Origin of the sequence: Streptomyces sp. NPDC091371 (genome assembly GCF_040684275.1) — a bacterium.
In the GTDB taxonomy this organism is placed as follows: domain Bacteria; phylum Actinomycetota; class Actinomycetes; order Streptomycetales; family Streptomycetaceae; genus Streptomyces.
Window position 1 is genome coordinate 85,206 of record NZ_JBFBFP010000008.1, and the last position, 25,143, is coordinate 110,348.

Here is a 25,143-nt window from a genome sequence, read left to right on the forward strand (position 1 = left end):
CTCAGCCGGCCGACGCGGCGGTGGCGGCCGCCGAGGTCCGGGCGAGGGAGGCGTGCGTGATCCGGCCGATGTGCGTGACGAGTTCGCCGACGGACATCGCGAGGATGGCGTCCATGTCCTTCTCCGCCAGGAACCCCATCAGGTCCACATCGGCGCCGTAGCGGTGGTGCAGCAGTTCGGCGAGGGCCACGAACTCGACGCTTTCCAGCGCGAGATCCTGGTTGAAGGTCGTCTCCATCGTTACCTCCTCCGCGAGCAGGTACTCGTCGCCGACGATCTCCACGAGCATGGAGGTGATCTCGGCGAGGATGTCAGGTGCCATGACGGGTCTCCGTGAGCTGGAAGGGGACGGTGGGCGGGGCCGCCGGGTCGGCGGTCCAGGCGACGACGTGGTCGAGCGGAGCGAGGTGGAGCAGGGTGGTGCGGACCGGGTACGGGCGTCCGCCGGGCGAAAGCACCAGCAGGAGGCCGAGGTCCGCACTCCCGGTGCTCCCGGTGCTGCCGGTGTTCGCGGCGTCCTCGGCGTCCTCGGTGACCCGCCACTCCCGGGGCCGGCCGCCGAGCCCGGTGCCCTCCGCCTTGGCGGCGGCCTCCTTGGCGCACCACAGGGCGGTCAGCGCGGCCGGCAGGCCGGTGCCGTCGCGGGCGGCCAGCCGCTGCGCCAGGCGGAGTTCGTCCGGACCGAGCGCGATGCGGACCAGCGCGTCCGGGTCGGTGGTCACCGGCTCCACGTCGATGCCGACCGCCCGGGAGGGATGGGCGAGGGCGACCGCGATCCGGTCCTTGTGCGCGATCGACAGCCGGTAGCCGCCGGTCAGCGGGCCCTCGGCCAGCGGGCGGCCCGCCGCGTCGTTGCCGACCGGCACCTCCACCGGGAACACCGGCCCCGCCCCGGCCTCCCACAGCAGCCCGCGCAGCGCGTCCTTGGCCGCGATCCGGCCGAGCAGCCAGGGCGCCCGGGCGCGCGGCGACAGCCGCTCGTACACCGCCCGTTCGGCGGCGCCGAGGTAGCGGCGCATCACCAGCTCCTGCGAGGCCGGGTCGGTCCACCGCCGGCGGGCCAGGCACCAGCCCTCGGGCCGGGGCTCGCCGATGCCGCACACCTCCGGGGTGAACTTCATCGGCCAGACCCGCTCGTCGGCGCCGAAGCGGCGGTACGTCCACCCCTCGATCCGCGCCCAGACCGCGCCGCCTCCGTTGCCGCTGCCGTCGGTGCGGCGCAGTTCGAGGTCGCCGCGCACGGTGACGTCGCGCACCTCGCGGATGCGGGCGGTCGCGGCGACGAGGTCCCGCTCGGCGGGCGCCGGTCCGTAGAAGCGGATCGTGTCCACACTGGCCGGGAAGACGAGCCGGTCCACCGGCAGCCGCAGCTGCATCCAGTGCCCGAACAGCTGCCCGGCGGCGTCCAGCAGCGCGCCCGGATCGGGGAGCGCCCGCAGGACCCCCTGGATGCCGTCCTCGCCGACCGCCCGCACCTCGTGCACGGCGGCGAAGCGCGGGCCGTGGAACATCCACCGGTCCCGGTAGAGGGCCTCCGCGCTGACGGGCGCGGGCCGCGGGTCGCGCAGCGGGGTGGCGTCCGGCGCGGGCGGCGGCTCGTACCGCGCGCCGAGCAGGACGACCACGCTCGCGTACTCCCCGAGGGTCACGCGGAGCCGGCCGGGGCCGTCGTCGCGGACGGTGACCTCGACGTCCACGGCGGGTTCGACGGCGAGCCAGCGCAGGGCGCGTACGTCCTCGTAGCCGACGACGGCGAGGCCGGGGGGAGCGGTGCGCCGGGCGGCGTCGGCGGCCAGCTCCAGCATGGTGGTCATGGGCACGACGGGGAACCAGTCGGAGTCCTCCGGCCAGCCGTCGGGCTGGAGGTACACGCAGTGGTCCCGCACGTAGGGCAGCGCGGCGAGGGAGAGCCGCAGGAGTTCCTTCCCCGTGGCCCTTCCCGAACCGTGGTGCGGGTGGTGATCCGGCCCCGCCGCGGTCGGCGGCGCGGCGGGGCCGGGCCGGGCGCCGGGAACCGGCGCGTCCGGCGGTCTCACGGCCGCGGCCGCCCACGCCTCGGTGACGCTCCGGGCGGCGGTGCCGGTGTCGGAGAGTACGGCGTCCAGGGCGGACAGCAGCACGGGCCGCGGGCCGGGCGGCTCCGCTGGTGCCGGCGCCGGTGCCGGTGCCTCGGGCGCGGGCGGCGACAGGAGTCCGCCGAGCGAGGCCCGGGCGGCCTCCCCGAGCCGGACCAGCGGAGAGCCGAGGTCCAGGGGCACGCTGAGCCCGCGGCGGGTGCCGGTGCCGGGTGAGGGTGGGGGGACGGGGGTGTGGCCCCGGCCCGGGCTCGAACTGCGGCCCGGGCCGGGCCCCGCACCGGGGTCGTCGGCGCGACGAAGGGACCCCGGGTGCGTCTCAGGGCGGGCGGCACCCGGGCCGGGGGAGTCCACCGGCCCGGGTGCCGGCGAGCCCGCCGGGTTCGAAGCGGCGGTCGGTTCGTGCAGCCGGTCCCAGTGGGGTGCGTGGCCTTCGGCCCACAACGCGGCGCAGGCGCGCCGGAGGGCCGCCAGGCCGCCGAGGCGGGGGGAGGAGACGGACACCGACAGGTGCGGCCGGTCGCGCAGGGTGTCCTCGACGAAGCCCGGCAGGCTGCCGGGGCCCAGCGTGACGAAGGTCCGTACGCCCTGCTCCTCGTACAGCCGCAGGGTCAGCTCGCGGAACCGGACCGGTTCCAGGAGGTGGCGTACCACCAACTCCCGTACGTCACCGGGCTCGGACGGGAACGGCGCGCACGTCGTGGCCGACCAGACGGGAACGGAACCGGCCCGCAGCGGCAGCCGGCCGAACGCGGCCCGCACCTGCCCCAGGTACGGCTCCCACATCGGGGTGTGGAAGCCCGAGCGGAACGGCAGTTCCTGCCCGAGCACCCCGTCGGCGCGCAACCGGCCCACCACCGCGGCGACTTGTTCCGGCTCCCCGCACACCACCGACTGGTGCGGGCAGTTGTCGTGGCTGACCACCACCCGGTCCAGGCCGTGCAGCGCCGCCTCCGCCCGCCGCGCACCGCAGCCCAGCGCCGCGTACACGAGGTCCGGGACCAGCAGGTCGCCCGGCCGCAGCGAGCCGAGGAAGGTGTCGGCCGCCTCCTTCGGGTACATCCCGGCGGCCACCATCGCCGCCCACTCGCCCAGGCTGTGGCCCGCCAGCACGTCGGCCCCGATGCCGAGCCCGGGCAGGACCCCGGCGAAGAACCGGCCGGTCGCGATCGCGTCCAGGGCCCGTTCGACCAGGGACGAGCCCCGGGTGAGCGGGGGCCGGGCGGGACCGAGGCGGTCCGCCACGTCGTCCAGGACCGGTGCGAACTCCGGCTCCAGTCCGGGGAAGAGGAACGCCGTACGTCCGCCCAGCGGCTCCGGCGCGAACCACACGTCCCCCCTGCCCCGCCAGGCCCGGCCGCGCGCCACCGCCTTCGCGGCCAGCGCGAGCCGCTGCGGCGTCGGCCCGACCACCGCCAGCCGGCACGACCCGGCACCCCCCGACACCGGAGCGCCGGAGGCCAGCAGCGCCGACAACTCCGCCGGGCTGTCCGCGGCCAGCAGCAGTACGTCCTCCCGGGCGCGGGCCGGGCCGGGGCCCACCGGAGCGGCCGAGGCCCCCAGCGGGAGGAACCGCCGCACCGGAGCCGCCGGGCGGGCGGCCGCGGGGGCCTCCTCCAGCACCACGTGCGCGTTGATCCCGCCGAAGCCGAACGCGTTGACCCCGGCCCGGCGCGGCGCCGGCCCGCGCTCCCACGGCTCCGCCGCCGTCACCGGCCGCATCCGGGTCCGCACGAGGTCCGCGTGCGGCTCCTCCAGGTGCAGGGTCGGCGGCAGCACCCCCTCGTGCACCGCGAGGGCAGCCTTGATCAGCCCGGCCATGCCGGAGGCCTGCATGGTGTGCCCCAGCATCGACTTCACCGAACCGAAGCCGATCCCGCGCCCGTCCTCCGACTGCGAGGGCGGGCCGAACACCTGCGCCAGGGTGTCCAGTTCGGCCGCGTCCCCGACCGGGGTCCCGGTGCCGTGGGCCTCGAGCAGCCCCAGCGCGCCCGGCGCCCGCGGGTCCAGTCCGGCTTCCCGCCAGGCCCGCTCCAGCGCCCGTACCTGCCCGGCGACGAGCGGGCTCATCAGGCTCGCCGCCCGCCCGTCCCCGGCGACGCCCGTACCCCGGATCACGGCGTAGATCCGGTCCCCGTCGCGCTCCGCGTCCGCCAGCCGCTTCAGCAGCACCACACCGGTGCCCTCGGACAGCAGCGTCCCGTCGGCCCGCCGGTCGAAGGGCCGGATCCGCTCGCTCGGGCTGAGCGCCCGCAGCTGCGTGAACACGCTCCACAGCGTGGCGATGTGGCAGTGGTGGACGGCGCCCGCGACCACCGCGTCGCAGCGGCCGGCCGCCAGCAGCCCGACCGCCTGGTCGACGGCCAGCAGCGAGGAGGCGCAGGCCGCGTCCAGGGTGTAGGCGGGGCCCCGGAAGTCCAGCCGGTTCGCGGTGCGGGCGGCGGTGAAGCTCGGCACCAGCCCGATCGAAGCGTCCGGCCGCTCCGGGCCGAGCGCCTCCTGGAAGGCCGAGCGCACCTGCGCGATCCGCCGCTCGCCGAGCTCCGGTGCGAGCTCCCGCAGCGTCTGGGCCAACTGGTGGGCCGTGCGCACCCGTTGGTCCAGACGGGCGGTGGCCACGCCCATGAAGCCGCCCCGTCCCAGCACCACGCCGATCCGGGAGCGGTCCGCCGGCAGCCGGCTCTCGCCGCCCGCGTCCGCGATGGCCTCGGCCGTGGCGTGCAGGGCCAGCATCTGGTCCGGCTCGGCACCCTCCACCGCGGCCGGCATGATCCCGAACCGGGTCGGATCGAAGGCGGCGAGCCCGTCGACGAAGCCGCCGCGCCGGCAGTAGAACCGGTCGCCGGACACCGGGCCGGTGGCGCCGTCCGGGTCGTAGTACACCTCCGGATCCCAGCGCCCCGGGGGGACTTCGCCGATGGAGTCCGTACCGGCGAGGAGATTGCGCCGGTAGGCGGCCAGGTCGGCGGCCCCCGGGAAGACGGCCCCCATCCCGACGATCGCCGCGTCGGTCGGGCGGGGGCCGCGGCGCGGCTCGCGCTCACTCATCGCCGTGCCCCTCCGCCGCGGACGCCATCAGGACGACCTGTACGTCGGTTCCGTGCGCGAGTTCCGCGAGGAACGCGGCGGTGCCCGCCTCCGGCGTGATCAGCGGGATGCCGCGCCGGGCGTACGCGCGCTCCAGCTCGGGGGTGACCATCCCGCCCGCGTCCGCCGCCCAGGGGCCCCAGTCCACGCTCAGCACCCGGCCCGGGAAGGACTCGGCCCAGGTGTGCGCGAGCCCGTCGAGGGCGTCGTTGGCCGCCGCGTAGTCGCACTGGCCGCGGTTCCCGTACACCCCGGCGACGCTGCCGAACAGGGCCAGGAACCGGGGCGCGGGCGCCGTGCCGTGCTCGGCCGCCGCGGCGGCCAGATTGCGGGCACCGGCCACCTTGGTGGTGAACACCTCGGCGAAGTCGGCGGGCTGCTTGTCCCGCAGCAGGGCGTCCCGCAGGATCCCGGCGCCGTGCACGATCCCGTCGAGCCGGCCGTGCCGGGCCCGGACGTCGGCCACCACGGCCCGTACGGCCGCCGCGTCGGTGACGTCCGCGCAGTGGTAGCGGACGGAGGCCGCGGCAGTGGCGAGTTCGGTCAGGGTGGCTCGTACCTCGCGCTCCGCGAGGATCCGGGAGGCGGCCGCCTCGATCTCGGCGGGCTTGCGCAGCCCGGTGGCGATCAGCGCGGCGCGCAGCGCGACCCGGTCGTGGGCCTGGCCGAACTCGTCCTCGGCCGACGCCGGTTCTGGGGTGCGGCCGATCAACTCGATGTGGCAGCCGGTGGCGCGGGCCAGCGCGAGGGCGGTCCGCGCGGTGATCCCGCGGGCCCCGCCGGTGAGCAGGACCACGGAACCGGGGGCGAGGAGCGGTGCGGCGCCGTCGTCCCGGGTGAGGGCGGCGGGCACCGGGCGGCGGGCCACCCGCACCCCCTCGGCGGTGTACCCGACGGACGCGGGCGCGTCGGCCGCCGCCGGGTCGCAGCCCAACTCGGCCAGCAGCTGCGCCGCGACCTGCTCGGGGGCCTCCTTGGGGTGGACCTCCACGGCCCGGACCAGCGCCCCGGGGAACTCGAGGGCGGCGCTGCGGGCGAAGCCGTGCAGGCCCGCGCCGCGGAGGGTGGGCGCGGAGACGAGGAGCAGCCTGGGCACCCCGCCCGTCAGCGCGGCGCGCAGCCCGGGGAAGGCCTCGGGCAGCAGGGGCTCGGCCTCCGGCCCCTCCGGGGCGTCAGCTTGCAGGGGGGACAGGTCGACGATGCCGTCCAGCCCGGCCTCCGCCGCGTCGAGGGCCCGTACCTCGGCCCCGTGCGCCCGCAGGGCCGCGCCGAGCGCGAGCCCCACCGGGTGGCCGTCCCCGACGACCCCGATGCGCAGGCCGCGCAGGCTCCCGGGGTTCCCGGCGGCCGGGGGCTCGGGCAGCGAGTCGACCCGGAGCCGGCTGACCGGCGCCGCGGCGGTTCCGGGGCCGGGCGGGTCCGCCGGCGGCGCGGCGAGCGGGACCCCGGCGGGCGCCGCCGTGTGCGCCCGCGTCGGCTCCTGCTCCCTGGCGGGCCCGCCCGTGTGGGAGACGACCCAGTCCACGATCCCGCGCAGGGTCTTGATCCGCGACAGCTCCTCGACCGCGTCCTGGGAGGTCCCGCCGGGGCCCTGCGGGAGCCCGATGCGGTCGGCGAGGGCGCCGATGATCTCGACCCGCTTGATGGAGTCGATGGAGAGGTCCGCCTCCAGATCCAGCGCCGGGTCGAGCATGTCCCGGGGGTACCCGGTCCGCGTGTGCACGATCTCCAGCACGACCTCCATGACCTCCTCGGCCGACCGGGCGCCTCCGGCGGCGGGCGCGAGGGGATCCGGGGCCGCACCGGCCGGTCCGTTGCCCGCGCCCGACTCCCCGCCGGGCCAGGGAGCTCCGGGCGCGCCCGCTCCCGTGGCAGTGCTGCCGGGCCAGGTGGCGGGGGCCGCCTGTCCGGGGCCGCCGGGCCAGGGGGCCCAGGGCAGGCCCGGGGCCGGGGCGCCGACGCCGGGCCGGGAGCCCGGCTCCGCCCGGGTGCCGGCCGCGGGTCCGGCGGGGTTGAACACCGTACCCGCCGGGTGGGTGGCGTTCGGCTGGGACAGCCCGGGCACGTCGCCCGCCCAGGCGTGGCCCGCGGCGCCGCCGGACCACGTGCCCGGGGCCGGAACGCCCGCCCCGGCAGGGGCCGTCGCGCCCAGGTAGCCCAGCAGGACGTCCCGCTGCGCCTGCACCAGTTCACGCGAAGCGCGCAGGTAGTGGAGCACCGCCTCCTCGCGCCGGTCGCCGGCCGCGGCCACCGCAGCGCCGGTGCCGGGAGCCGCCCACGGGGCGGTGGCGGGGGCCGCCCACGGGCCTGCGCCCGGGCCGGTGACGGAGGTTGCCCACGGGGGTGCGGCCGTACTCGCGCCGGGGTCCGGGGCGGGGTCCGGGACGACGGTGGTGGGTGCGGCCGTGCTCGCGCCGGGGTTCGGGGTTGCCCAGGGGGCGGGGTCCGGGACGACGCCCGGGACGGTGGTGGGGGTTGTCCACGGGGCCGTGAGGCCGGCGGCGGTCGCGCGGGCCGCCGCGGTCGCCCAGGCGCCGGAGTCCCAGGTCGTGCTGGAGGCGGGGGCCGGAGGTACGGGACGGGCCGGTTGGAGGCCGCCCGGGAGCGGGGTGCCGTCCGCCGTGCGGACCAGGTGGCCGTCGACCAGCCAGCCCGGGCGGCGCGGCGCGCGGTCCGGGAGGCGGGAGGTCCGGCCGCGGAACAGCGCCTCCGGCGCCACCGGCACGCCCGCCGCCGCCAGCTCCGCCAGCGCGCGGACCAGCCGGAGCAGCCCGTGCTCGCCCGGCACGTCCAGCGGCACCACCGTGTGCGGGCGCTCGCCGAGGATGCGGGCGACCAACGCGGAGAGCACGCGGCCGGGGCCCGTTTCCACGAAGGTCCGGACGCCGGAGGCGTACATGGCCTCCACCTGCTCCACGAAGCGGACCGGCAGGCCGAGTTGGCGTGCGACAAGGCTTCGTACATCGTCAGGAGAAGACGGATACGGCTCGGCCGTCGAGTTCGACCACACCTCGACGCCCGGCGCGGACACCGCCGTCTCCGCCAGCTCGGCCCCGAGGGCGTCCACCGCCCCCGCGACCACCTCGCTGTGGAACGCGCAGGCCACGGGGAGGGGTTCGGCCGAGAGGCCCGCCTCGCGCAGCTCCGACACCGCCGCCGCGACCGCCTCCGTCGGGCCCGAGATCACGCACTGCCGGGGCGCGTTGTGGTTCGCCACCACGCATCCGGCGCGCTCAGCGACCTCCCGCACGTCGTCCGGGGCCGCCGACACCGCGGCCATCGTCCCCGGATCCGCTCCGGCCGCCGCCACGATCGCCTCGGCCCGCCGGGTGCTCAGCCGCAGCAGGCTCTCCGTGTCGTACGCCCCGGCGGCCCAGAGCGCGGCCAGCTCCCCGTACGAGTGCCCGGCCACGCAGTCCGGCCGGACGCCGAGCTCGCCGAGCAGCTGGTGCGCGGCCGCCCCCGCCAGCCCGAGGGCCGGCTGGGCCACCCGGGTGTCGGTGACGGCGGCCCGCCGTGCGGCCCGCTCCTCGGCGGTGAACGCCGCCGGCGGGAACATCGCCGAGACCACCGACCCCGGCGCCTCGTCCAGCAGGCTGCGCAGCGCCGGGAACGCCATGAACAACTCGCCCAGCATCCCGGGCCGTTGGCTGCCCTGCCCGGGAAACAGGAACGCCACCCGCCCCGGCCGCGCGGACTCCTCCCGTACGTGGATCCCCGCGCCCGCGGCAAAGGCCCGGGCCGGCTCCAGCCGGGCCGCCAGCTCGTCGAGGTCGGCGGCCACGACCGCCACGTGGACCGGCCCGGGGTCGGCCGCGACCTCCGCCGCGAGGTCGCGCAGCGCCCACGGCCGCCCGGCCGCCTCGTTCTCCTCCAGGCGGGCCGCGAGCCGCGCCATCGCCCGGCCCGCCGCGCGCCGGTCCTCGCCGCGGAAGAAGAACACCTCGGCGGGCCACTCCTCCAGCCCGTGCCGGGGCTCCTCCGCACCGGCGTAACCGGTCAGCACCGCGTGGTAGTTGGTGCCGCCGAAGCCGAACGCGCTGACCCCGGCGACGCGCCGCTCCGCGGGCACCGCCCAGGGCCGGGCCTCGGCGTCGAAGTAGAAGGGGCTGCTCCCGGCCTCCCAGGCCGGGTTCGGGGTGTCGATGTGCAGGGTCGGCGGCCGCACGCCCGCGTGGACGGCCCGGGCCGCCTTGATCAGCCCGGCCAGGCCGGCCGCGCACTTGGTGTGCCCGAGCTGAGATTTCACCGAGCCCAGCGCGCAGGATCCGGCGGCGGCGCCGGAGGCGGTGAACAGCTCGCTCAGGACGGCCAGTTCGGTACTGTCGCCGACCACGGTGCCGGTGCCGTGCGCCTCGACCAGGCCCACCTCGCCCGGGGTGACCCCGGCCCGCGCGTAGGCCCGCTCCAGCGCCCGCCGCTGGCCCTCCGGGCGGGGCGCGGTCAGGCCGAGCGAGCGGCCGTCGCTGGAGGCGCCGACCGCCTTGATCACGGCGTACACCCGGTCCCCGTCCCGCTCGGCGTCGGCGAGCCGCTTCAGGACGAGCGCGCCGACGCCCTCGCCGAGGGCGATCCCGTCGGCGGCCGAGTCGAAGGGCCGGCAGCGGCCGGCGGGGGACAGCGCGCGGACGGAGGCGAACATCAGGTAGTCGTTGATGCCGTTGTGCACGTCGGCGCCGCCGCACAGCACCATGTCGGAGTCCCCGTCGCGGAGTTGCCGGCAGGCGAGGTCCAGCGCGGCGAGCGAGGACGCGCAGGCGGCGTCGACCGTGCAGTTCGCGCCGCCGAGGTCGAGGCGGTTGGCGACCCGGCCGGCGATCACGTTGGCGAGGATCCCGGGGAAGGAGTCCTCGGTGAGGCGGGGGAGTTGCTCGTCCAGCGCGGGTGGCAGCTCGCCCAGGTAGGCGGGGTGCAGGGCGCGCAGCCCGTACGCGCCGGCCAGCTCGGTGCCGGCCTCCGCGCCGAACACCACCGAGGTCCGGGACCGGTCGAACTCCCGGCCCCTGCCGTACCCGGCGTCCGCGAGGGCCCGGGCGGAGATCTCCAGGGCCAGCAGCTGTACGGGCTCGATCCCGGTGAGGGAGGTGGGCGGTATGCCGTGCGCGAGGGCGTCGAAGGGCACCGGACCGAGGAACCCGCCCCAGCGCGAGGGGGTCCGCTCGCCGGCCCGGGCGGGGTCGGCGTCGTAGTACAGCTCAGGGTCCCAGCGCTCGGCCGGCACCTCGGTCACGGCGTCCGTGCCGGCGAGCACCATGGCCCAGTAGGCGGCGAGATCGGGGGCGCCGGGGTAGGCGCAGGCCATCCCGACGATGGCGACGTCGAGGGGGTCCGCCGACATCGGCCCGGCCGGGGTGGCGAAGTCCTGCGCCCGCCGCGCCAGCAGCTCCGTCGCCCCCTCGGTGACCTGCGCGTGCAGCGCGGCCACGGTGGTGGTCTCGGACCGCAGCGCGGCGGCCTGCCCGAGCATGAACAGCCCCTCGGCGTACTGCTCGTCCTCGGACACGGCCTCCAGGCGGTGGCCATCGGGCGGGGTGCCCCCGGCCTCGGGCGCGGCTCCGCCGCCGGGGCTCCGCCCCGGACCCCGCTCCTCAAACGCCGGAGGGGCTGGATCGCCCGCCGAGCCCCCCGCAGGGGAGGCCGGCACGGGTCGCCGCAGGCCCTTGCTGGCGAGGCGGAGGCGGCCCAGGTTGAGGCCCTCCAGTTCCTCCCACAGGCGGCGCGGCTCGGTGCCGCTGTCCGTGAGGCGGCGGCGGGTCTCCTCGAAGGTGTCGGCGTACGGGGTGGCCGCACAGCGCGTGGCGTGGCCGGGGGCGGTGTGCAGCAGCACGGTCCCTTCGCAGTCCAGCGCCGCACGCTGGAAGCCCCGTACCACCGCGCCCGCCGCCACCGCCTCCTCCGTGAAGAGGTACGCGGTGCCCATCAGCACCCCGACCCGCGCACCCCGCTCCGCCAGCGGCGCCGCGGCCGCGGCCGCCATCGCCGCGGAGCGCTCGTCGTGGATGCCGCCCGCGAACAGCACGTCCAGCGCCGCCGGCTCCGGGCAGGACAGCAGCCGCTCGATCTGCTCCTCCCACAGCGGGAACGACGCCCGGGGCCCGACGTGCCCCCCGCACTCCAGCCCCTCGAAGACGAACCGCCGCGCGCCCTCGGCGAGGTACCGCTCCAGCAGCCCCGGCGAGGGCACGTGGAGGTGCGTGCGGATCCCCGCCGCCTCCAGCGGGGCCGCCTGCGCCGGTGTGCCGCCGGCGATGATCGCGTACGGCGGGCGGGCCTCGGCGACGGCGGCCAGCTGCTCGCGCCGCAGCTCGGGCGGGGCGAAGCCGAGCAGGCCCACGCCCCAGGGGAGGGCGCCGAGCCGTTCGGCGCTCTCGGTCAGCAGCCGGCGCACGTCGGGGCCCTCCATCACCGCGAGCGCCAGATAGGGGATCCCGCCCGCGCCGGCCACCGCCCCGGCGAAGGCCGCCTGGTCGCTGACCCGGGTCATCGGGCCCTGGGCGACGGACAGCGGCCGGGCGAGCGGCCGGGCCCCGGCGGCCGCGGTCAGGTGCCCGGCGATGGCCGCCCGTACGGCCTGGAGCACGCCACCGGCGGTCCGGTACCGCGCCGCCAGCCGGGCGGCCGAGGCCCCGTCCTGCCCCACGGGCAGCAGCTGTGCCCGCAGTTCCCGGGCTCCGAGGAGCGCGGCCACGGGCCCCTCGGGCAGGGGCAGATCGGGCCGGGTGAACACCCGGTAGCCATCGACCAGTCGGGTTTCTGAGCCGTCCATCGAACGGAGCGCCGCCGCCACTTCGGCGGGAGGTACCGCCTCCCCCTCTGCGGTCAGGGCCAGTTGTACGTCGAGCAGCACCCCGGCCGCTCCGCCCGCGACGGCCGCGGCCGCCGTGTGGGGCCCGATCCCGCCGAGGGCCCGCACGGGCACGGCGATGCCGGGGTCGCCGAGCAGCTGCTGGAGCAGCACGAACGTGGTCGCTTCGCCGACCCGGCCGCCGGCCTCGTGGCCCTTGGCGACGAGCCCGCCGACCCCGGCGGCCAGGGCTTGCGCCGCCTCCGCCCGGCTGGTGACCTCGGCCCAGACCCGGGGCTTCCCGGCAGCGGAGGCCCACGCGGACACCTCCGCCGGGGTGTAGTAGTCCGGGTCCGCGAGCAGCACCGTGTCCACCGCGGCGGGCAGCTCCCCGGGCTGGACGCGGCAGCCGGCGGGCACCCGCACCCCGTACGGGCCGCCGCCACCGCCACCTCCACCGCCGAGCCGGCGGGCCAGCTCCGCGAAGCCGCGCCGTGCGGCGTCCGGGTCCCGGCCGAGATCGAGCAGCCCGAGGGCTCCGGCGCGCTCGGCGGCGGCCACGATCCCGGGGTGCGGCTCCTCGAAGGGGCTGACCGCGACGACGAGGTCACGGGTGGCGGCGGACTGCGGGGGCTGGGGGGTCACGGGCGCTCCTCTTCCAGTGCTGTGTGACATGGCGCGGTACAGAGCGGAAGAACGGCAGATCGGCAGAACGACGGAACGACGGAACGACGGAACGGCACGAACGCGAGGGCGGGCCGACGGAAAAGCGTGACGGCGGGAGCAAGGGCGAAGGGGGGATGCAGCGTCTCCCTCGCATCAGCCGGGCGGCCCGCCGCCGACAAGGCGGGCTTGAACAGTGGTCAAACACCCTCACGCCGCGATGCATCGTGCGGGGGCCGCCGTGCACTGTCAACAGCATTGCGCGATGCGCGCCTTCGCCCCACCGGCCCGCCCGGAGGACCCGGCACCCGCCCCGGGTGGAGCCCCCACGCACCCCCGCCGAGCCGGTGACCTGCGGGGATTACCGCCGCGCCCGGGCCGACCCCGGCGCGCGTGCCCTCGTACGGCATCCTCGCGGGCATGCCGGACCGGCATGCCATCCCCGCCCACCCGGTATGAACGCCACACCGGATTCGGGAAGTTGTTCACCCGACGAGCCCTTACAGGTACAGCTCCACGCCGTTACCGTCCGTCCATGACCCCCACACTCGCGCAGCTCCGCTACCTCGTCGCCGTCGCCGACTGCCGGTCCATCACCAGCGCTGCCGCCTCGGTCTTCGTCGCCCAGTCCGCCCTGTCCCGGGCCGTTCAGGCCATGGAACGAGATCTCGGCGTCGAACTCCTCGCACGCAGGGGGAGGGGGGTGGACCTCACGCCGGAGGGGGCCCGGGTCGTCCGGCTGGCCCGTACGGTGCTCAACGCGGTGGAGGCCATCGACGACATAGGGACCCCGCACGGCAAGGACGCCCGGGCCGCCCTGACCGTCGTCACCACCCCCACCCTCGCCCTCGACCTGGCCACCGGCCTGATCGCCGCCTTCACCGAGCGGCACCCGACCGTCGACGTCCGGCTCCAGCAGCACGACAGCCGCGAGGCGGTGGTCGAGGAGCTGAACCAGGGGCGCGCGGAGTTGGCGCTGGTCGACCTGCCCGTGGACAAGGAACTCTCCACGCACTTCATCCAGGAGCGCGAGGTGGTGCTGATCTCGCCGGTCGGCTCCCGGCTGCCCGACCCGGTGCCGTTCCGCATGCTCGACGGGCTGCCGATGGTGCTGCCCACCCCGGGGACGGGCCGGCGGACCGAGATGGAGGCCATGTTCAGCTGTCTCGGTGTGCGCCCCGTACCCAGTCTGGAGGTCGACGAGCGCCTGGCCTGGGTGACGGGCGTGACCGACGGCCGAGGCTCACTGATCTGGTACCGGGACGTGGTCTTAAGAGCGTTCGGCAGCCGCGCGGAGGTGCGCTCCTTCACCCCGCCCCTGCTGCGTCCCGTGGGCATCGCGCACGCCCGGCGGCCGCTGACCCGGGCGGCCCGCGCGTTCATCGCGCACACCCGGCACAAGGCGCCGGTGCGGGAGCCGGAGAACTGAGCGGACATGCCGCCGCGGCATTGAACGGTGCTCAAACGGGAAGGGATTGGGTCTGTACCGCCAACTGATGTGCCGTCACATTGTGGGCATGTCCCGACTCCTCGCACCGACACCCCACCGGGCCGCCGCCCTCGCGACGGCGGTCCTCGCCACGATCCTGCCCGCCGTCGCCTGGATGACCAGCGCCACCGCTTCCCCGGCAGCCCCGCCCGCCACGACCACCACCACCGTTGCCGCCGACGCCCTGGCGCCGGAGAAGAAGTGCACCCTCCCCGCCGGCCTGGCGGAACAGAGCGGGCTCGCCATGAGCCGCAAGCACCCGGGCGTCTTCTACGTGGTCAACGACAGCGGCAACACCAACCAGGTCTTCGCCATCGACTGCACCACCGCCACCGGCCGGCTCGCGGCCACCTACACGGTCTCCGGCGTCGGCAACACCGACTGGGAGGGCCTGGCGATCGGCAAGGACGCCGGCGGCGGCCCCGCCATCCTGGTCGGCGACATCGGGGACAACTTCAGCGGCCGCGCCGAGATCACCGTGCACTCCTTCGCCGAGCCCGACCAGCTCGCCAACGCCACGGTGACGCCGGTGACCTACCGCTTCGCCTACGCGGACGGCAAGCACGACGCCGAGTCCCTGCTCGCCGACCCCGTCACCGGACGGATCCACATCGCGAGCAAGCTCATCGGCGCCGCGGGCCAGCTGTACCAGGCCCCGCTGCCACCCGTGACCGGCCAGGTCAACACCCTCACGGCGGTCCGTCCCGGCCCGGTGTTCGCCACCGACGGCGCGTTCTCCCCGACGGGTGCCTCGTACACCCTGCGCAGTGGCGGGCCGCTCGGCGCCAACACCGCGACCGTGTACGACACGGCAGGGGCCAAACTCGCGGACGTCGCCCTGCCTGCGCAGTCGCAGGGGGAGACGGTGACGTACGCCGACTGCGCGAGCCTGCTCGTCGGCTCGGAGAACGACACCCAGATCTGGCGGGTACCGCTGCCACCGGAGGCCACGCCGGGCTGCGGCACGACCCCGACCCCGACCCCCACGCCTACCCCGACCCCCACGCCTACCCCGACCCCGACGCCAACCCCCACACCGACCCCGACGCCCACCCCCACTCCCACTCCCACACCGGGCGGCCTGAAGTTCACCAACCCCGGCGTGCAGACATGCAAGTTCAACCAGTCGTGCACCATCCAGCTGGCCACCAGCGGCGGCAAGGCCCCCGTCACGTACGCGGTCGGCGGCCTGCCCTGGGGGCTCACCCTCGACGCCGGCTCCGGACGCATCACCGGAAAGCCCTGGGCGGTCGGCACCGTGACCGTCACCGCGACCGCGACCGACTCCACTGGAGCCACCGCCGGCACGTCCTTCGCGCTGACCGTGAACTGGTTCTGAGACGCGTCCGGGACGGACTTGTACAACACGCCGACGAACCCGCACTGTTGACCGAGTTTCGTTCATCAGGTCAGGAGAGTCGGCTTGTCCTCCCACATTTCACCCGTCCCGCCCGTCCCGCCCGTCCCGCCCGCCCCGCACGTCATCGACCCCGCCGGTGGCTGCCCGCACGCGCTCAACGCCCGGCTGCGCGCCGAGCGGGGCGCCGTGGCGGAGCTCGTACTCCCCGGCGGGGTGCCGGGGGCGGTCGTCCTGGGGCACGAGGCGCTGAAGGAGTTCCTCGCGCACCCCGACGTGGCCAAGGACGCCCGGCACTTCCCCGCCCTGCACGACGGCACGATCCCCGCTGACTGGCCGCTGCGCGTCTTCGCCAACGCCCAGGGGATGCACACCGCCGACGACGCCGACCACCGTCGCCTGCGCTCGCTGGTCGGCAAGGCCTTCACGGCCCGCCAGGTGGAACAACTGCGGCCGCGCATCGAGGAATTGACCGCCGATCTGCTCGACGACCTAGACCGTGCCGCGGCCGAGGCCCCGGACGGGGTCGCCGACCTGTACGAGCACTTCGCGCTGCCGCTCCCGATGAACGTCATCTGCGAGCTGCTCGGCGTGGACCCCGAGCACCGGGGCCGGCTGCACCACCTCACCAACACGGTGATCATCGCGACCGACATCACCCCGGCCGAGAAGATGGCCGCCCTCCAGGAACTCGTCGCGCTCATCGGCACGATCGCCGCGGCCCGGCGGGAGCAGCCCGGCGACGATCTCACCAGCGCCCTCATCGCCGTCCGCGAGGGCGACGGAGACCGGCTCAGCGAGCTCGAACTGATCGGCACCATGCGGCTGATGCTGGTCGCCGGCCACGAGACCACCCTCAACCTCATCGTCAACGCCGTCCGCGCCCTGTGCACCCACCGCGATCAGCTCGCGCTCGTCCTGGACGGTAAGGCGACCTGGTCGGACGTGGTGGACGAGACCCTGCGCTGGGACGGCCCCGTCAGCTGGTTCCCCTTCCGCTACCCCACCCGCGACCTGACCGTGGACGGCGCCGTGATCCCGCAGGGCACCCCGGTGCTCGCCGGGTACACCGCGGCCGGCCGCGACGAGGCCTTCCACGGCCCGGACGCCGACCGCTTCGACATCACCCGCCCCACGGCGGCCCGCCACCTCTCCTTCGGCCACGGGGCCCACTACTGCATGGGCGCCCCGCTCGCCCGCATGGAGGCCACGATCGCCCTGGAGCGGCTCTTCACCCGCTTCCCGGACCTCGACCTCGCGGTCCCCGATGCCGAACTCCCCTACCAGCGCAGCTTCATCAGCAACAACGTGACGTCCCTGCCGGTCCGCCTCACCCGCGGCTAGGCGTCAGCCGCGGTGCTCCGCGCCGTGGAGCACCGCGGTGCGCAGCCCCGGGAAGTCCGTGCGCCGCGGGTCGAGCGCGAGGAGCGAGGAGAGCGTGAGGGTGCGCTGCTCCGGCCGGTGCTCGTCCAGGACGCGGGTGGGGAGGACGTAGAAGGTCCACTGGGTGAGGTCGAGGGGGTCCAGCGTCCCCTTGTCCTGATGCCGCAGCAGGCAGAAGACGTACACGTCGGCGCGGCGCATGCGGGCCGGGTCCACCTCTCCCGTCACCGCGTTCCATCCTTCGGCCGGGGCGATGGAGAAGGAGATGGCCGACGGCTTGGACTGGCTCCACTCCTGGAGGTAGGCCGCCGACTTGACCTCGACCTGTGGCCCGTCGGGCATGCGGATGTCCACCGAGTCGAAGTCCACCCGGGTGCCGTCGGCCCGGCCGAGCGCGAGCGCGACGATGTACTCGGCCGGCACTCCGCGGAGGGTGTTGCCCACCAGGCCCGAATAGGCCCATTCCCAGAAGCCTCGCAGGCTGCCGTGGGTGGCGCCGTCCAGGTGCAGGGGTTCTTCCCCCGTGCGGCGGCGGGGCGGTATCGCGCCGAGCGTGTCAGTCACGGACGTATTCTCCCCGGTCCGTGAAGGCCCCCGGCCGTGTCCGGATGTGACAGAACGCCGTCATTGCGGCCATCCGGGGCGGCTGTGACGATGGGTGCATGTCCACGAACCGCCGCGTCGTCATCGCGGTCTTCCCCGATGTCGACCTCCTCGACGTGACCGGCCCGGCCGAGGTGTTCGCGCTGGCCAACCGGGAGACCGGTGGCCGGGCGGGCTACCGGGTGCAGCTCGCCGCTCCCGCGCCCGGGGTGGTCGCCACCTCGGCGGGGGTGCGGCTGGTCGCGGACCTGTCGTTCGCCGAGGTGGACGGCGTACTGGACACCCTCCTCGTCCCCGGTGCGGTGGATCTGCGCCCCGGCGGGCCCGTCGCCCGGATCGACCCGGAGGTGGTGGCGTGGCTGAAGACGGCCGCGCCGCTGGCCCGGCGGGTCGCGTCGGTGTGCGTGGGCGCGCACCTGCTGGCCGCGGCCGGCCTGCTCGATGGCAGGACGGCGACCACCCACTGGTCGACCGCCGCCCAACTGGCGGCGGACCACCCGGCGGTGACGGTGGACCCCGACCCGATCTTCGTCCGGTCCGGGAACGTGTGGACCGGCGCCGGGATCAGCGCCTGCATGGACCTGGCACTGGCACTGGTCGCCGAGGACCTGGGGGAGGAGGTGGCCCTGTCGGTGGCCCGGCAGCTGGTGATGTACCTCAAGCGGCAGGGCGGCCAGAGCCAGTTCTCGGTCCCGCTGAGCCGGCCCGCGGCCTCCCGCCGGGACATCGACGAACTGCGCATGCACATCTCCGACCACCTGGACGGCGACCTGTCCGCGACCGCCCTTGCCGAGCGGATGTGCCTGAGCGAACGGCACTTCGCCCGGGTGTTCCGCCAGGAGACCGGCACCACCCCGGCCGCCTACGTCGAGGCCGCCCGGGTGGAGGCGGCCCGCCGCCTGCTGGAGCACACCGACCAGCCCCTGGACGAGGTGGCCGCCGCCTGCGGGCTCGGCTCGGTGGAAACCCTCCACCGGGCGCTGCGCAAGCAGATCGGCATCACCCCGGCGGCCTACCGCCGCCGCTTCCGCACCGCCGGCTGACCCCCTTACCGCTCAACCGGTTCACCGCTTCCCGAAGAAGGAGTGCTTTGCCATGTCCGTTTCCAAGAGCCTGCGTGACGTGATCGGCCTCGACAGCCGGCTGCCCCGCCTCGCCGAGACCACCCTCGTCCTGATCGACTTCCAGAACACCTACCGCAGCGGCGTGATGGCCCTCGACGGCGTCGAAGAGGCGCTCGCGGCCGGGGCGCGGCTGCTGGCCGCCGCCCGCGCCGAGGGCGTACCGGTCGTCCACGTCGTCGACGCGGGCTACGACCTCGACTCCGAGCCCGGCGCCATCTGCGCCGAAGTCGCCCCCGCCGAGGGCGAACCGGTGGTCGTGAAGCAGGTCCCCAACGGCTTCCACGACACCGAGCTGGAGAAGACCCTGCGCGACCTGGGCGCCGGCAAGGACCTGGTCCTGGCCGGCTTCATGACCCACATGTGCGTCACCTTCACCGCCGAAGGCGCCTTCCACCGCGGCTACCGCCCCACCGTCGTCGCCGAGGCCACCGCCACCCGCTCGCTGGCCGCCCCCGACGGCACCGCCCTGCCCGCCGCCACGCTCCAGACCGCCGCCCTGGTCACCATCGGCGACGTGTTCGGCACCGTCGCCCCGACCGTCGACGACCTCGTCGGCTAGCCGGACGCCCGTGTCCCGGCGGTCCTGCCGGTGCGCCCCGTGAGCACCAGCAGCACCGCCGGGATCACGGCCGCGAGTGCCAGCGAGGCCAGCAGCGGTACGCGTCGGCCGGGCGGCAGGTGGTCCACCAGCCCGATGTGGATCGCCAGGTGCGCGGTGGCGAAGACGAGGTACGAGGCGAGGCCGGTGCGGATCACCGTCCGTTGCATGGTGACGGCTCCCGCGCCGAGGGCCACGGAGGTGGCCAGGCTCATGGCTCCGTAGTCCGTCATCAGATGGACGTTGTACGCCATTCCCATGCCCACCCAGGGCACGGAGAAGAAGGAGTACGGGAACAGCAGCGCCCAGCATCCGACGCCGAACTGCACCGCCGTCAGGAAGGCCAGGCCGACGCGGAGCCACGCGTCCGTTCGGGTGCCCTCACCGTCGGCCGGGTCCTGGTCCGGGGCGCGCTCCGGGTTCGGGTTCGGGTTCGAGTTCTGCACGAGTGCCACCTCCGTGGTGGGCGCGGTCCCGGAGGTGACCGGGCCCCGCGCGGGTGTCGGGTACACCCGCTCGGACCGGACAGCCCCTCGGAATGTGACACCCGCCGCCCCCGTCAGGACGCGGTCGGCGGGCCCAGCTCCGTGCTCAGCCAGCCCAGTGCGTCCGGGTACATGCCGGTCCAGGTCTGGAAGTTGTGCCCGCCTGTCGGCCGGACGAGGGTCTTGACGCGGACCCCGCTGCCTGCCGCCGCCTCGGCGAAGGCCGCCAGTTGCTGCGGCGGGCTGTCCTTGTCCTGGGCGGAGGTGGCCAGGAACAGCCCGACGTCCGCCTTCCTCGTGTGCTCGACCAGCCACATCGGGCTGTTGCGCTCGCGCAGCACCGGGTCGGACAAGACCTCGGGGTCGCCCGTCAGCGGGTCCGGATCGAGGGCCGCCCCCGCTCGGAACACCTTCGGGTACTGGAGCGGCAGCTTGGCCGCGCAGAACGCCCCCGTGGAGACGCCCATCAGCCCCCACCCGCCCGGGGCCGGCAGCGTACGGAAGTTCCGTGCGACCAGCTCCGGCACGTCCTCGGCCAGCCAGTCGGCGATCTTGCGGTCCGGGGTGTTGCTGCAGTCGGTGTTCACCCCGCCCGGGTAGATCTCCGGGATCACCAGGATGAACGGGTGCGCCGCCCCCAGGTTCACCAGGTCGGTCAGCGCGCCCGGCATGCTCCCGAGGTCGATCCAGGTACGGGGCGTGCCCGGGTAGCCGTGCAGCAGCATCAGCACCGGGAACCGGGTCCGGGCCGCGCCCGGGGCGCTGTACTCCGGGGGAGTCCACACGGTGACCTGCCCGGCGAGTTTCGAGTGGGAGCCCCGGAAGTAGGTGGTCCGCGTCCCGTCGCCGCCCTGCGTGAACCGGGCCCGGCCCACCGGCGGGCCGGTCATCGCGCCGAGCTCCTGCCCCTCGTCGGTGCCCAGCAGGTCGTCCCAGGAGGAGTAGAGCCCGTAGCTGCCGTTGATCCAGGTGGCGACCACACAGATGGCGGTCAGCTGGCACAGGCCGATCATCAGCAGGCGCGCGGGCCACCTCACCCAGCCCGGCCCGGGGATCCGGTTCCACAGCAGCAGTGCGGCGAGCACGGCCAGCGCCGTTACGACGATCAGTGTGACGAGGAACGAGGTACTGGTCAGCTCCACGGCCCCGGCTCCCGACTGTCGCAGCAGGTGAAATGTGAGTGAGGTGGCGGATGGTCCGTTTGTTTCGTCAATGTACCGGCGCATCAGCCCGGGGCGCGGACGCTCACCTCCACCGCGTGCCACCCGGTCGCCCCGTCGGGCACCGTCCCCGCGCGCACCCCCGTCTGGACGGCTCCCGTGCCGTCCGTCGCCCGGACCTCCAGGGTGTGCCGGCCCGGCGCCGCCTCCCACGGCCACACCCACTGGCGCCAGGTGTCGACGCCGTCGGCCGCCGCGAGCCGCGCCTGCTGCCATGGCCCGCCGTCCACCCGTACCTCCACCCGCTCGATCCCGCGGTGCTGCGCCCACGCCACCCCGGCGACCGCCACCCGGCCCGCCCGCGGCTCGGCGCCGGCCCGCGGGGTGTCGATCCGCGACTGCGTCTTGACGGGGGCCTGCTGCGCCCACGAGCGGCGCACCCAGTAGGCGTCGTACGCGGCGAACGTGGTCAGACGCAGCTCGCTGAGCCATTTGCACGCCGAGACGTACCCGTACAGGCCCGGTACGACCATCCGCACCGGGAACCCGTGCGCGAACGGGAGCGGTTCGCCGTTCATCCCGACGGCCAGCAGCGCCGCCCGGCCGTCCATCACCGCCTCCACGGGGGTCCCGATCGTCATGCCGTCCACCGAGCGGGCCACCAGCTGGTCGGCCGGGCCGCCCTGGGACGGCGGGCGGACGCCCGCCTCGCGGAGCAGGTCGGCCAGGCGCACGCCGAGCCAGCGGGCGTTCCCCGCGTAGGGGCCGCCGACCTCGTTGGACACGCAGGTGAGGGTGATGTCGTGCTCGACGAGCGGGCGGCTCAGCAGCTCCCGCAGGTCGAGGGTGAGGGGCCGGGTGACCCCCTCGCCGTGGACGGTCAGCCGCCAGGTGTCCGCGTCCACGCGCGGCACCACGAGGGCGGTGTCCACGCGGTAGAAGTCGCGGTTGGGGGTGAGGAAGGGGGAGAGCCCGGGGACGTGCAGTTCGGCGCCCGCCGGGACGGGCGGCGCCGGCACCGAGGGCCGCGGCAGGACGAAGTCGGCCCGGGAGGCCGTCGCCCCCGCCGAGCCGTACGCGCCCAGCCGCCGGCCGGCGTACAGGGCCCCGGCGGAGAGCGCCACGACCGCCGCGGCGAGCCGGCCGAATCCGCGCCGGTCCATCGCCCAGGTCCCGGCGGGCGGTGCCCCGGCCGGCCGGGGCCGGGTCGCGGCCGTGACGAGGAGGTACAGCACCGCGGCCGAGACGAGCGCGCCCACCAGCGAGGGCAGCGCGTCCTTCCAGGAGGACTCCGGACGGCTGAGGGCGGCCACTGCCCCGAGCAGCCCGACGCCGCCGGTGACGGCGATCGCCGCGGGCAGGTGCCGCAGGGCGAGCAACCCGGCCCCGGCGGCCACCGCCGCCAGGACGAGGACGATGCCGATCGCCAGCACCGTCTTGTCCGCGGTGCCGAACAGCCGGATCGCCCACTCCCGCACGGCCTGCGGGGTGAGGTCCACCACCGCCCCGCCGACGGCCGTGACCGGGGCGGCCTCGGGCCGCACGGCGGCCGCGGCCAACTCCGCTGCCGCGAGCCCCGCGAAGGCCGCCACCACTCCGCCGAGGGCCCCGAGCAGCGGCAGCCGGCCGGGTCTACGGCCCGGTGTCGGCCGCGCGCCCCGGCCCGCCGGGCCCGTCGGCCGAGCTGCGTCCGCCGGGTTCGCCGGGTCCGCTGGGTTCATCCGGTGTCGCCTTCCCACGGACCTCCGCGCGGGTCTCGGCGGAGGCCAGGTGCCAGGTGCCCGTCCTCCGGCGCTTGCGCAGCTCCACCACCCCGTGGGGCCATGGGCAGGCGCCTAACCGGTCGGGGGCCGGCGGCTCCGGAGCCGCCGCGGGCTGTGATGCGGTTTCGGTCATGCCCCTGATCATTTCCGGGTCCGTCCGGGACGGCGGAGCTCCTGCTGTCCTGTACCCCGGAAGGGGAGTGCGATTCCCCCGGAAGAGTGGTCAGTTAGACCCCGCCGCCGGCAGGGCCGCGGCGATCCCGACCGCCAGCTCGTACGGGTCCCCGCTCGGCCGGGCCGGGTGCCGGGTGGTGCGCCGGGCCCACTCCTCCTCGTACGCGTGCCAGTCGATCTCCCGCGGCGCGGCCTGCCGCAGCAGCGCCTCCTCCAGCGAGTCGAAGTAGAGCTTCCACCGCCCGGCGTACAACTCCGAGACCAGGCCGCTCCATTCGCGGTTCGCGTAGTCGTGCAGGAAGCCGCCCTCGCTCGTGCTGCGGCGGCCCCACACGCTGAGGATCGAGCGGGCGTCGTACTCGTACCGGTCCCGCTCGGCCTCGTCGGCGCCCCAGGACCGGGCCTTGCCGAGCCAGTCCCCGAGCAGGAAGTGGGGGTCCGAGCCGATGAGCGCGTCCAGCTTCCGCTCCGCCTCCGCCCATTGGGCGGTCAGCTCGCGGAAGCGGGCCAGGTCCTTGGCCTCGTAGGCCGCCTTGATCTTCGGGAGCAGCACCCGGGAGTGGTTGGCGAGGGCCTGGCGGGCGGTGTCCACCAGATCGAACCGGTAGGCGCTGGAACCGCGCAGCGCCGGGTCCACCCTGAGCAGGTGGTCCAGGGCCCGGCGCACCGAATCGGCCGGATAGCGCATCGACTTGGGGCTCCAGTACGCCGCTCCCGCCGCGCTCAGCGAGGGCCGGGCGGTGAACAGGCTGTCCTGGGACTCCGACCACAGGCCCGAGGAGGTGCTGTACGGCCCCTTGCGCAGTTCCTCCCAGGCGGCGGCCGCCGCGGCGTCGGGCCGGCCGTAGCGGCGGGCCGCGAACTCGGCGAACCAGCGCCGCTGGTCGACCGGCCCGGGCTCCCAGGCCAGATCGGTGAAGAGGTCGAAGGCCGCCGGATTGGTGCCGGTGGCCTCCGGGATGTAGGCGGTTCCGGCGAGCGCGCTGCCGCCCTTCGCCCGCCAGGCGCCGAACCGGTCGATCCACACCGAGCTGTTGGCGCCGATGGTCGTGTGCCCGCCGAAGTTGTAGATGGAGCCCATGGCGTACGGGACCCCGCCCCAGCGGGTTTCGCGGTCCAGGCGGTTGTAGCGGTCGGACAGGCCGTCCAGGATCAGCAGCTTCGAGGTGTCCACCCCGGCCAGCAGCTCCGCGGTCGGATCGTCCTGCCAGCCCAGCACCGCCCACAGGGCGCCCGGGTGCGCGGCGTGCAGGGCCCGCTGGATGGCGCCCGCCGCGGCCTTCACGTCCACGTTCCCGGTCTGGCCGCCCTCGTGCAGGGGGCTCATCCGGTACATCGTGCTGTCCCCGAACACGGAGCGCTGCGCCGCGTAGTACGCGGCGGCCAGCTTCCCGAACGCGGGCGAGGCGGGGTCCAGCCAGTCGGGCCGGTCGAAGCCCGCCCAGTCGCCCTGCGCCACCGTGACCGCCCCGGGGTTGCGGGCGGCGAACTCCGGGGGCACGGTGCCGAAGTAGCCGGGCAGCACCGGGGTCATGCCGAGCCCCCGCAGCTGCTCCGCGAGCCGGCCGCCGAGTTCGGCGCGCTCCCGGACCAGCCGGTCGGAGACGGGCCCGCCGAAACCGCTGAGGTTCTGCAGCAGCCACCAGCTCTGGTGGCCGGGGCCGGGGATCCACTGCCGCAGTTCCTCGGCCGTGTAGCCGAAGTCCTGCAGCGCCCGGTAGTACGGGTACTCGGCGCCCACCTGCACGAACACCTCGTTCACCCCGTGCAGGGCGAGCAGGTCGATCTGCCGCTGGTGCTCTTCGAAGGAGCGGTACGGGCCGGAGTAGCCGTCGTCCGTGTCGTTGAGCGCGTACCGGTGCGGCACGAGGGCGCTGCGGGTGACCGGTGCGGGGACGGCGGGCAGCTCGGCCGGCAGCATCCCGATGCTGTCGCCGGGCCAGCCGATGTCGGCCCCCGCGACGTGCTGGAGGTACCAGCCGACCCCGGTGAGGAGGGTCGCGCCGGTGCCGCCGCGCACCGTGATCGCGCCGGCGGTCCCGGAGACGGTGAAGGTGTCGGCGGCCGCGCCCGCGTCGGCGACGAGCGTGAACTGCCCGGAGTGGCGCGGCAGCAGCCGCTCCAGGGAGGCCCGCGCGGGCGCGAGGTCGAAGGCCGCGCCCCTGGGTGCGGGAGCATCCGTTCGTACGTCGGCACGCGCGGCCGGGCCCGCGCCCGGCGCGGCGGCTCCGGGCGCGGCGGCCGCGCAGACCAGGGCCAGCAGCGCCGCCGGCAGGGCGGCGAGGGCGACCGGCCGGGGGCCGGGCAGGCGGCGGAGCCCCCTCCGGGGCAGCGGGATCCTCATCCGTGTCCGTTCGCTAGGGGTGTCCGGCGGATCAGTGATCTGGGGTCAGACCGG

At 75.7% G+C, this 25,143-nt stretch carries 13 protein-coding genes; 5 read left to right on the forward strand and 8 right to left on the reverse strand.

The window, feature by feature from the left end; genetic code table 11:
- Position 1 precedes the first annotated feature (1 nt).
- From AB0O21_RS12140 to AB0O21_RS12150, 3 genes are read right to left on the reverse strand one after another with little or no spacing between them, the layout of a single operon-like run.
- Positions 2 to 322 carry an acyl carrier protein gene (locus AB0O21_RS12140; protein WP_365169686.1) on the reverse strand — a complete coding sequence of 107 codons (321 nt, stop codon included), beginning with the start codon at positions 320 to 322 and terminating at the stop codon, positions 2 to 4.
- A complete protein-coding gene (locus AB0O21_RS12145) occupies positions 312 to 5,123 on the reverse strand; it encodes a beta-ketoacyl synthase N-terminal-like domain-containing protein (RefSeq protein ID WP_365169689.1) in 4,812 nt (1,603 codons plus the stop codon). Before AB0O21_RS12145 ends, AB0O21_RS12140 begins: the two co-directional genes overlap by 11 nt.
- Positions 5,116 to 12,591 (reverse strand): SDR family NAD(P)-dependent oxidoreductase, encoded by a 7,476-nt coding sequence (locus tag AB0O21_RS12150; RefSeq protein ID WP_365169692.1) that lies wholly within the window; start codon positions 12,589 to 12,591, stop codon positions 5,116 to 5,118. Before AB0O21_RS12150 ends, AB0O21_RS12145 begins: the two co-directional genes overlap by 8 nt.
- 553 nt (positions 12,592 to 13,144) lie before the next feature.
- Here AB0O21_RS12150 and AB0O21_RS12155 point away from each other — a divergent pair.
- The 3 genes from AB0O21_RS12155 (at position 13,145) to AB0O21_RS12165 (ending at position 16,799) form a co-directional block, all read left to right on the forward strand.
- Positions 13,145 to 14,038 carry a LysR family transcriptional regulator gene (locus tag AB0O21_RS12155; RefSeq protein ID WP_365169695.1) on the forward strand — a complete coding sequence of 298 codons (894 nt, stop codon included), beginning with the start codon at positions 13,145 to 13,147 and terminating at the stop codon, positions 14,036 to 14,038.
- Between the two features lie 88 nt (positions 14,039 to 14,126).
- Complete coding sequence (locus tag AB0O21_RS12160) at positions 14,127 to 15,437, forward strand: putative Ig domain-containing protein (RefSeq protein WP_365169698.1); 1,311 nt, start codon at positions 14,127 to 14,129, stop codon at positions 15,435 to 15,437.
- An 84-nt stretch (positions 15,438 to 15,521) separates the two neighbouring features.
- Positions 15,522 to 16,799 (forward strand): cytochrome P450, encoded by a 1,278-nt coding sequence (locus tag AB0O21_RS12165; RefSeq protein ID WP_365169701.1) that lies wholly within the window; start codon positions 15,522 to 15,524, stop codon positions 16,797 to 16,799.
- A gap of 3 nt (positions 16,800 to 16,802) precedes the next feature.
- On the opposite strand, the gene AB0O21_RS12170 is transcribed toward AB0O21_RS12165, so the two are convergent.
- Complete coding sequence (locus tag AB0O21_RS12170; RefSeq protein WP_365169704.1) at positions 16,803 to 17,402, reverse strand: hypothetical protein; 600 nt, start codon at positions 17,400 to 17,402, stop codon at positions 16,803 to 16,805.
- A gap of 98 nt (positions 17,403 to 17,500) precedes the next feature.
- Between AB0O21_RS12170 and AB0O21_RS12175 the strand changes: the two genes are divergently transcribed.
- Together AB0O21_RS12175 and AB0O21_RS12180 are read left to right on the forward strand one after the other, a co-directional pair.
- Positions 17,501 to 18,484: a helix-turn-helix domain-containing protein gene (locus tag AB0O21_RS12175; protein WP_365169707.1), complete on the forward strand. Its 984-nt coding sequence runs from the start codon at positions 17,501 to 17,503 to the stop codon at positions 18,482 to 18,484.
- 52 nt (positions 18,485 to 18,536) lie between these two features.
- Positions 18,537 to 19,124: an isochorismatase family protein gene (locus AB0O21_RS12180; protein WP_365169710.1), complete on the forward strand. Its 588-nt coding sequence runs from the start codon at positions 18,537 to 18,539 to the stop codon at positions 19,122 to 19,124.
- Here AB0O21_RS12180 and AB0O21_RS12185 read toward each other — a convergent pair.
- The 4 genes from AB0O21_RS12185 to AB0O21_RS12200 all read right to left on the reverse strand — a co-directional run bounded on the left by AB0O21_RS12185 (position 19,121) and on the right by AB0O21_RS12200 (position 25,089).
- The gene (locus AB0O21_RS12185; RefSeq protein WP_365169713.1) at positions 19,121 to 19,609 is read right to left on the reverse strand and encodes a hypothetical protein; all 489 of its coding nucleotides are present in this window, start codon (positions 19,607 to 19,609) and stop codon (positions 19,121 to 19,123) included. The genes AB0O21_RS12180 and AB0O21_RS12185 overlap by 4 nt on opposite strands.
- A gap of 113 nt (positions 19,610 to 19,722) precedes the next feature.
- Entirely contained in the window at positions 19,723 to 20,790 is a 1,068-nt protein-coding gene (locus tag AB0O21_RS12190; protein WP_365169716.1) for an alpha/beta hydrolase-fold protein, read from the reverse strand.
- A gap of 83 nt (positions 20,791 to 20,873) precedes the next feature.
- Complete coding sequence (locus tag AB0O21_RS12195) at positions 20,874 to 22,529, reverse strand: molybdopterin-dependent oxidoreductase (protein WP_365169718.1); 1,656 nt, start codon at positions 22,527 to 22,529, stop codon at positions 20,874 to 20,876.
- A gap of 265 nt (positions 22,530 to 22,794) precedes the next feature.
- Positions 22,795 to 25,089, reverse strand: coding sequence for an alpha-N-acetylglucosaminidase (locus AB0O21_RS12200; protein WP_365169721.1), 2,295 nt, complete (start codon positions 25,087 to 25,089; stop codon positions 22,795 to 22,797).
- Between the last annotated feature and the right edge of the window lie 54 nt (positions 25,090 to 25,143).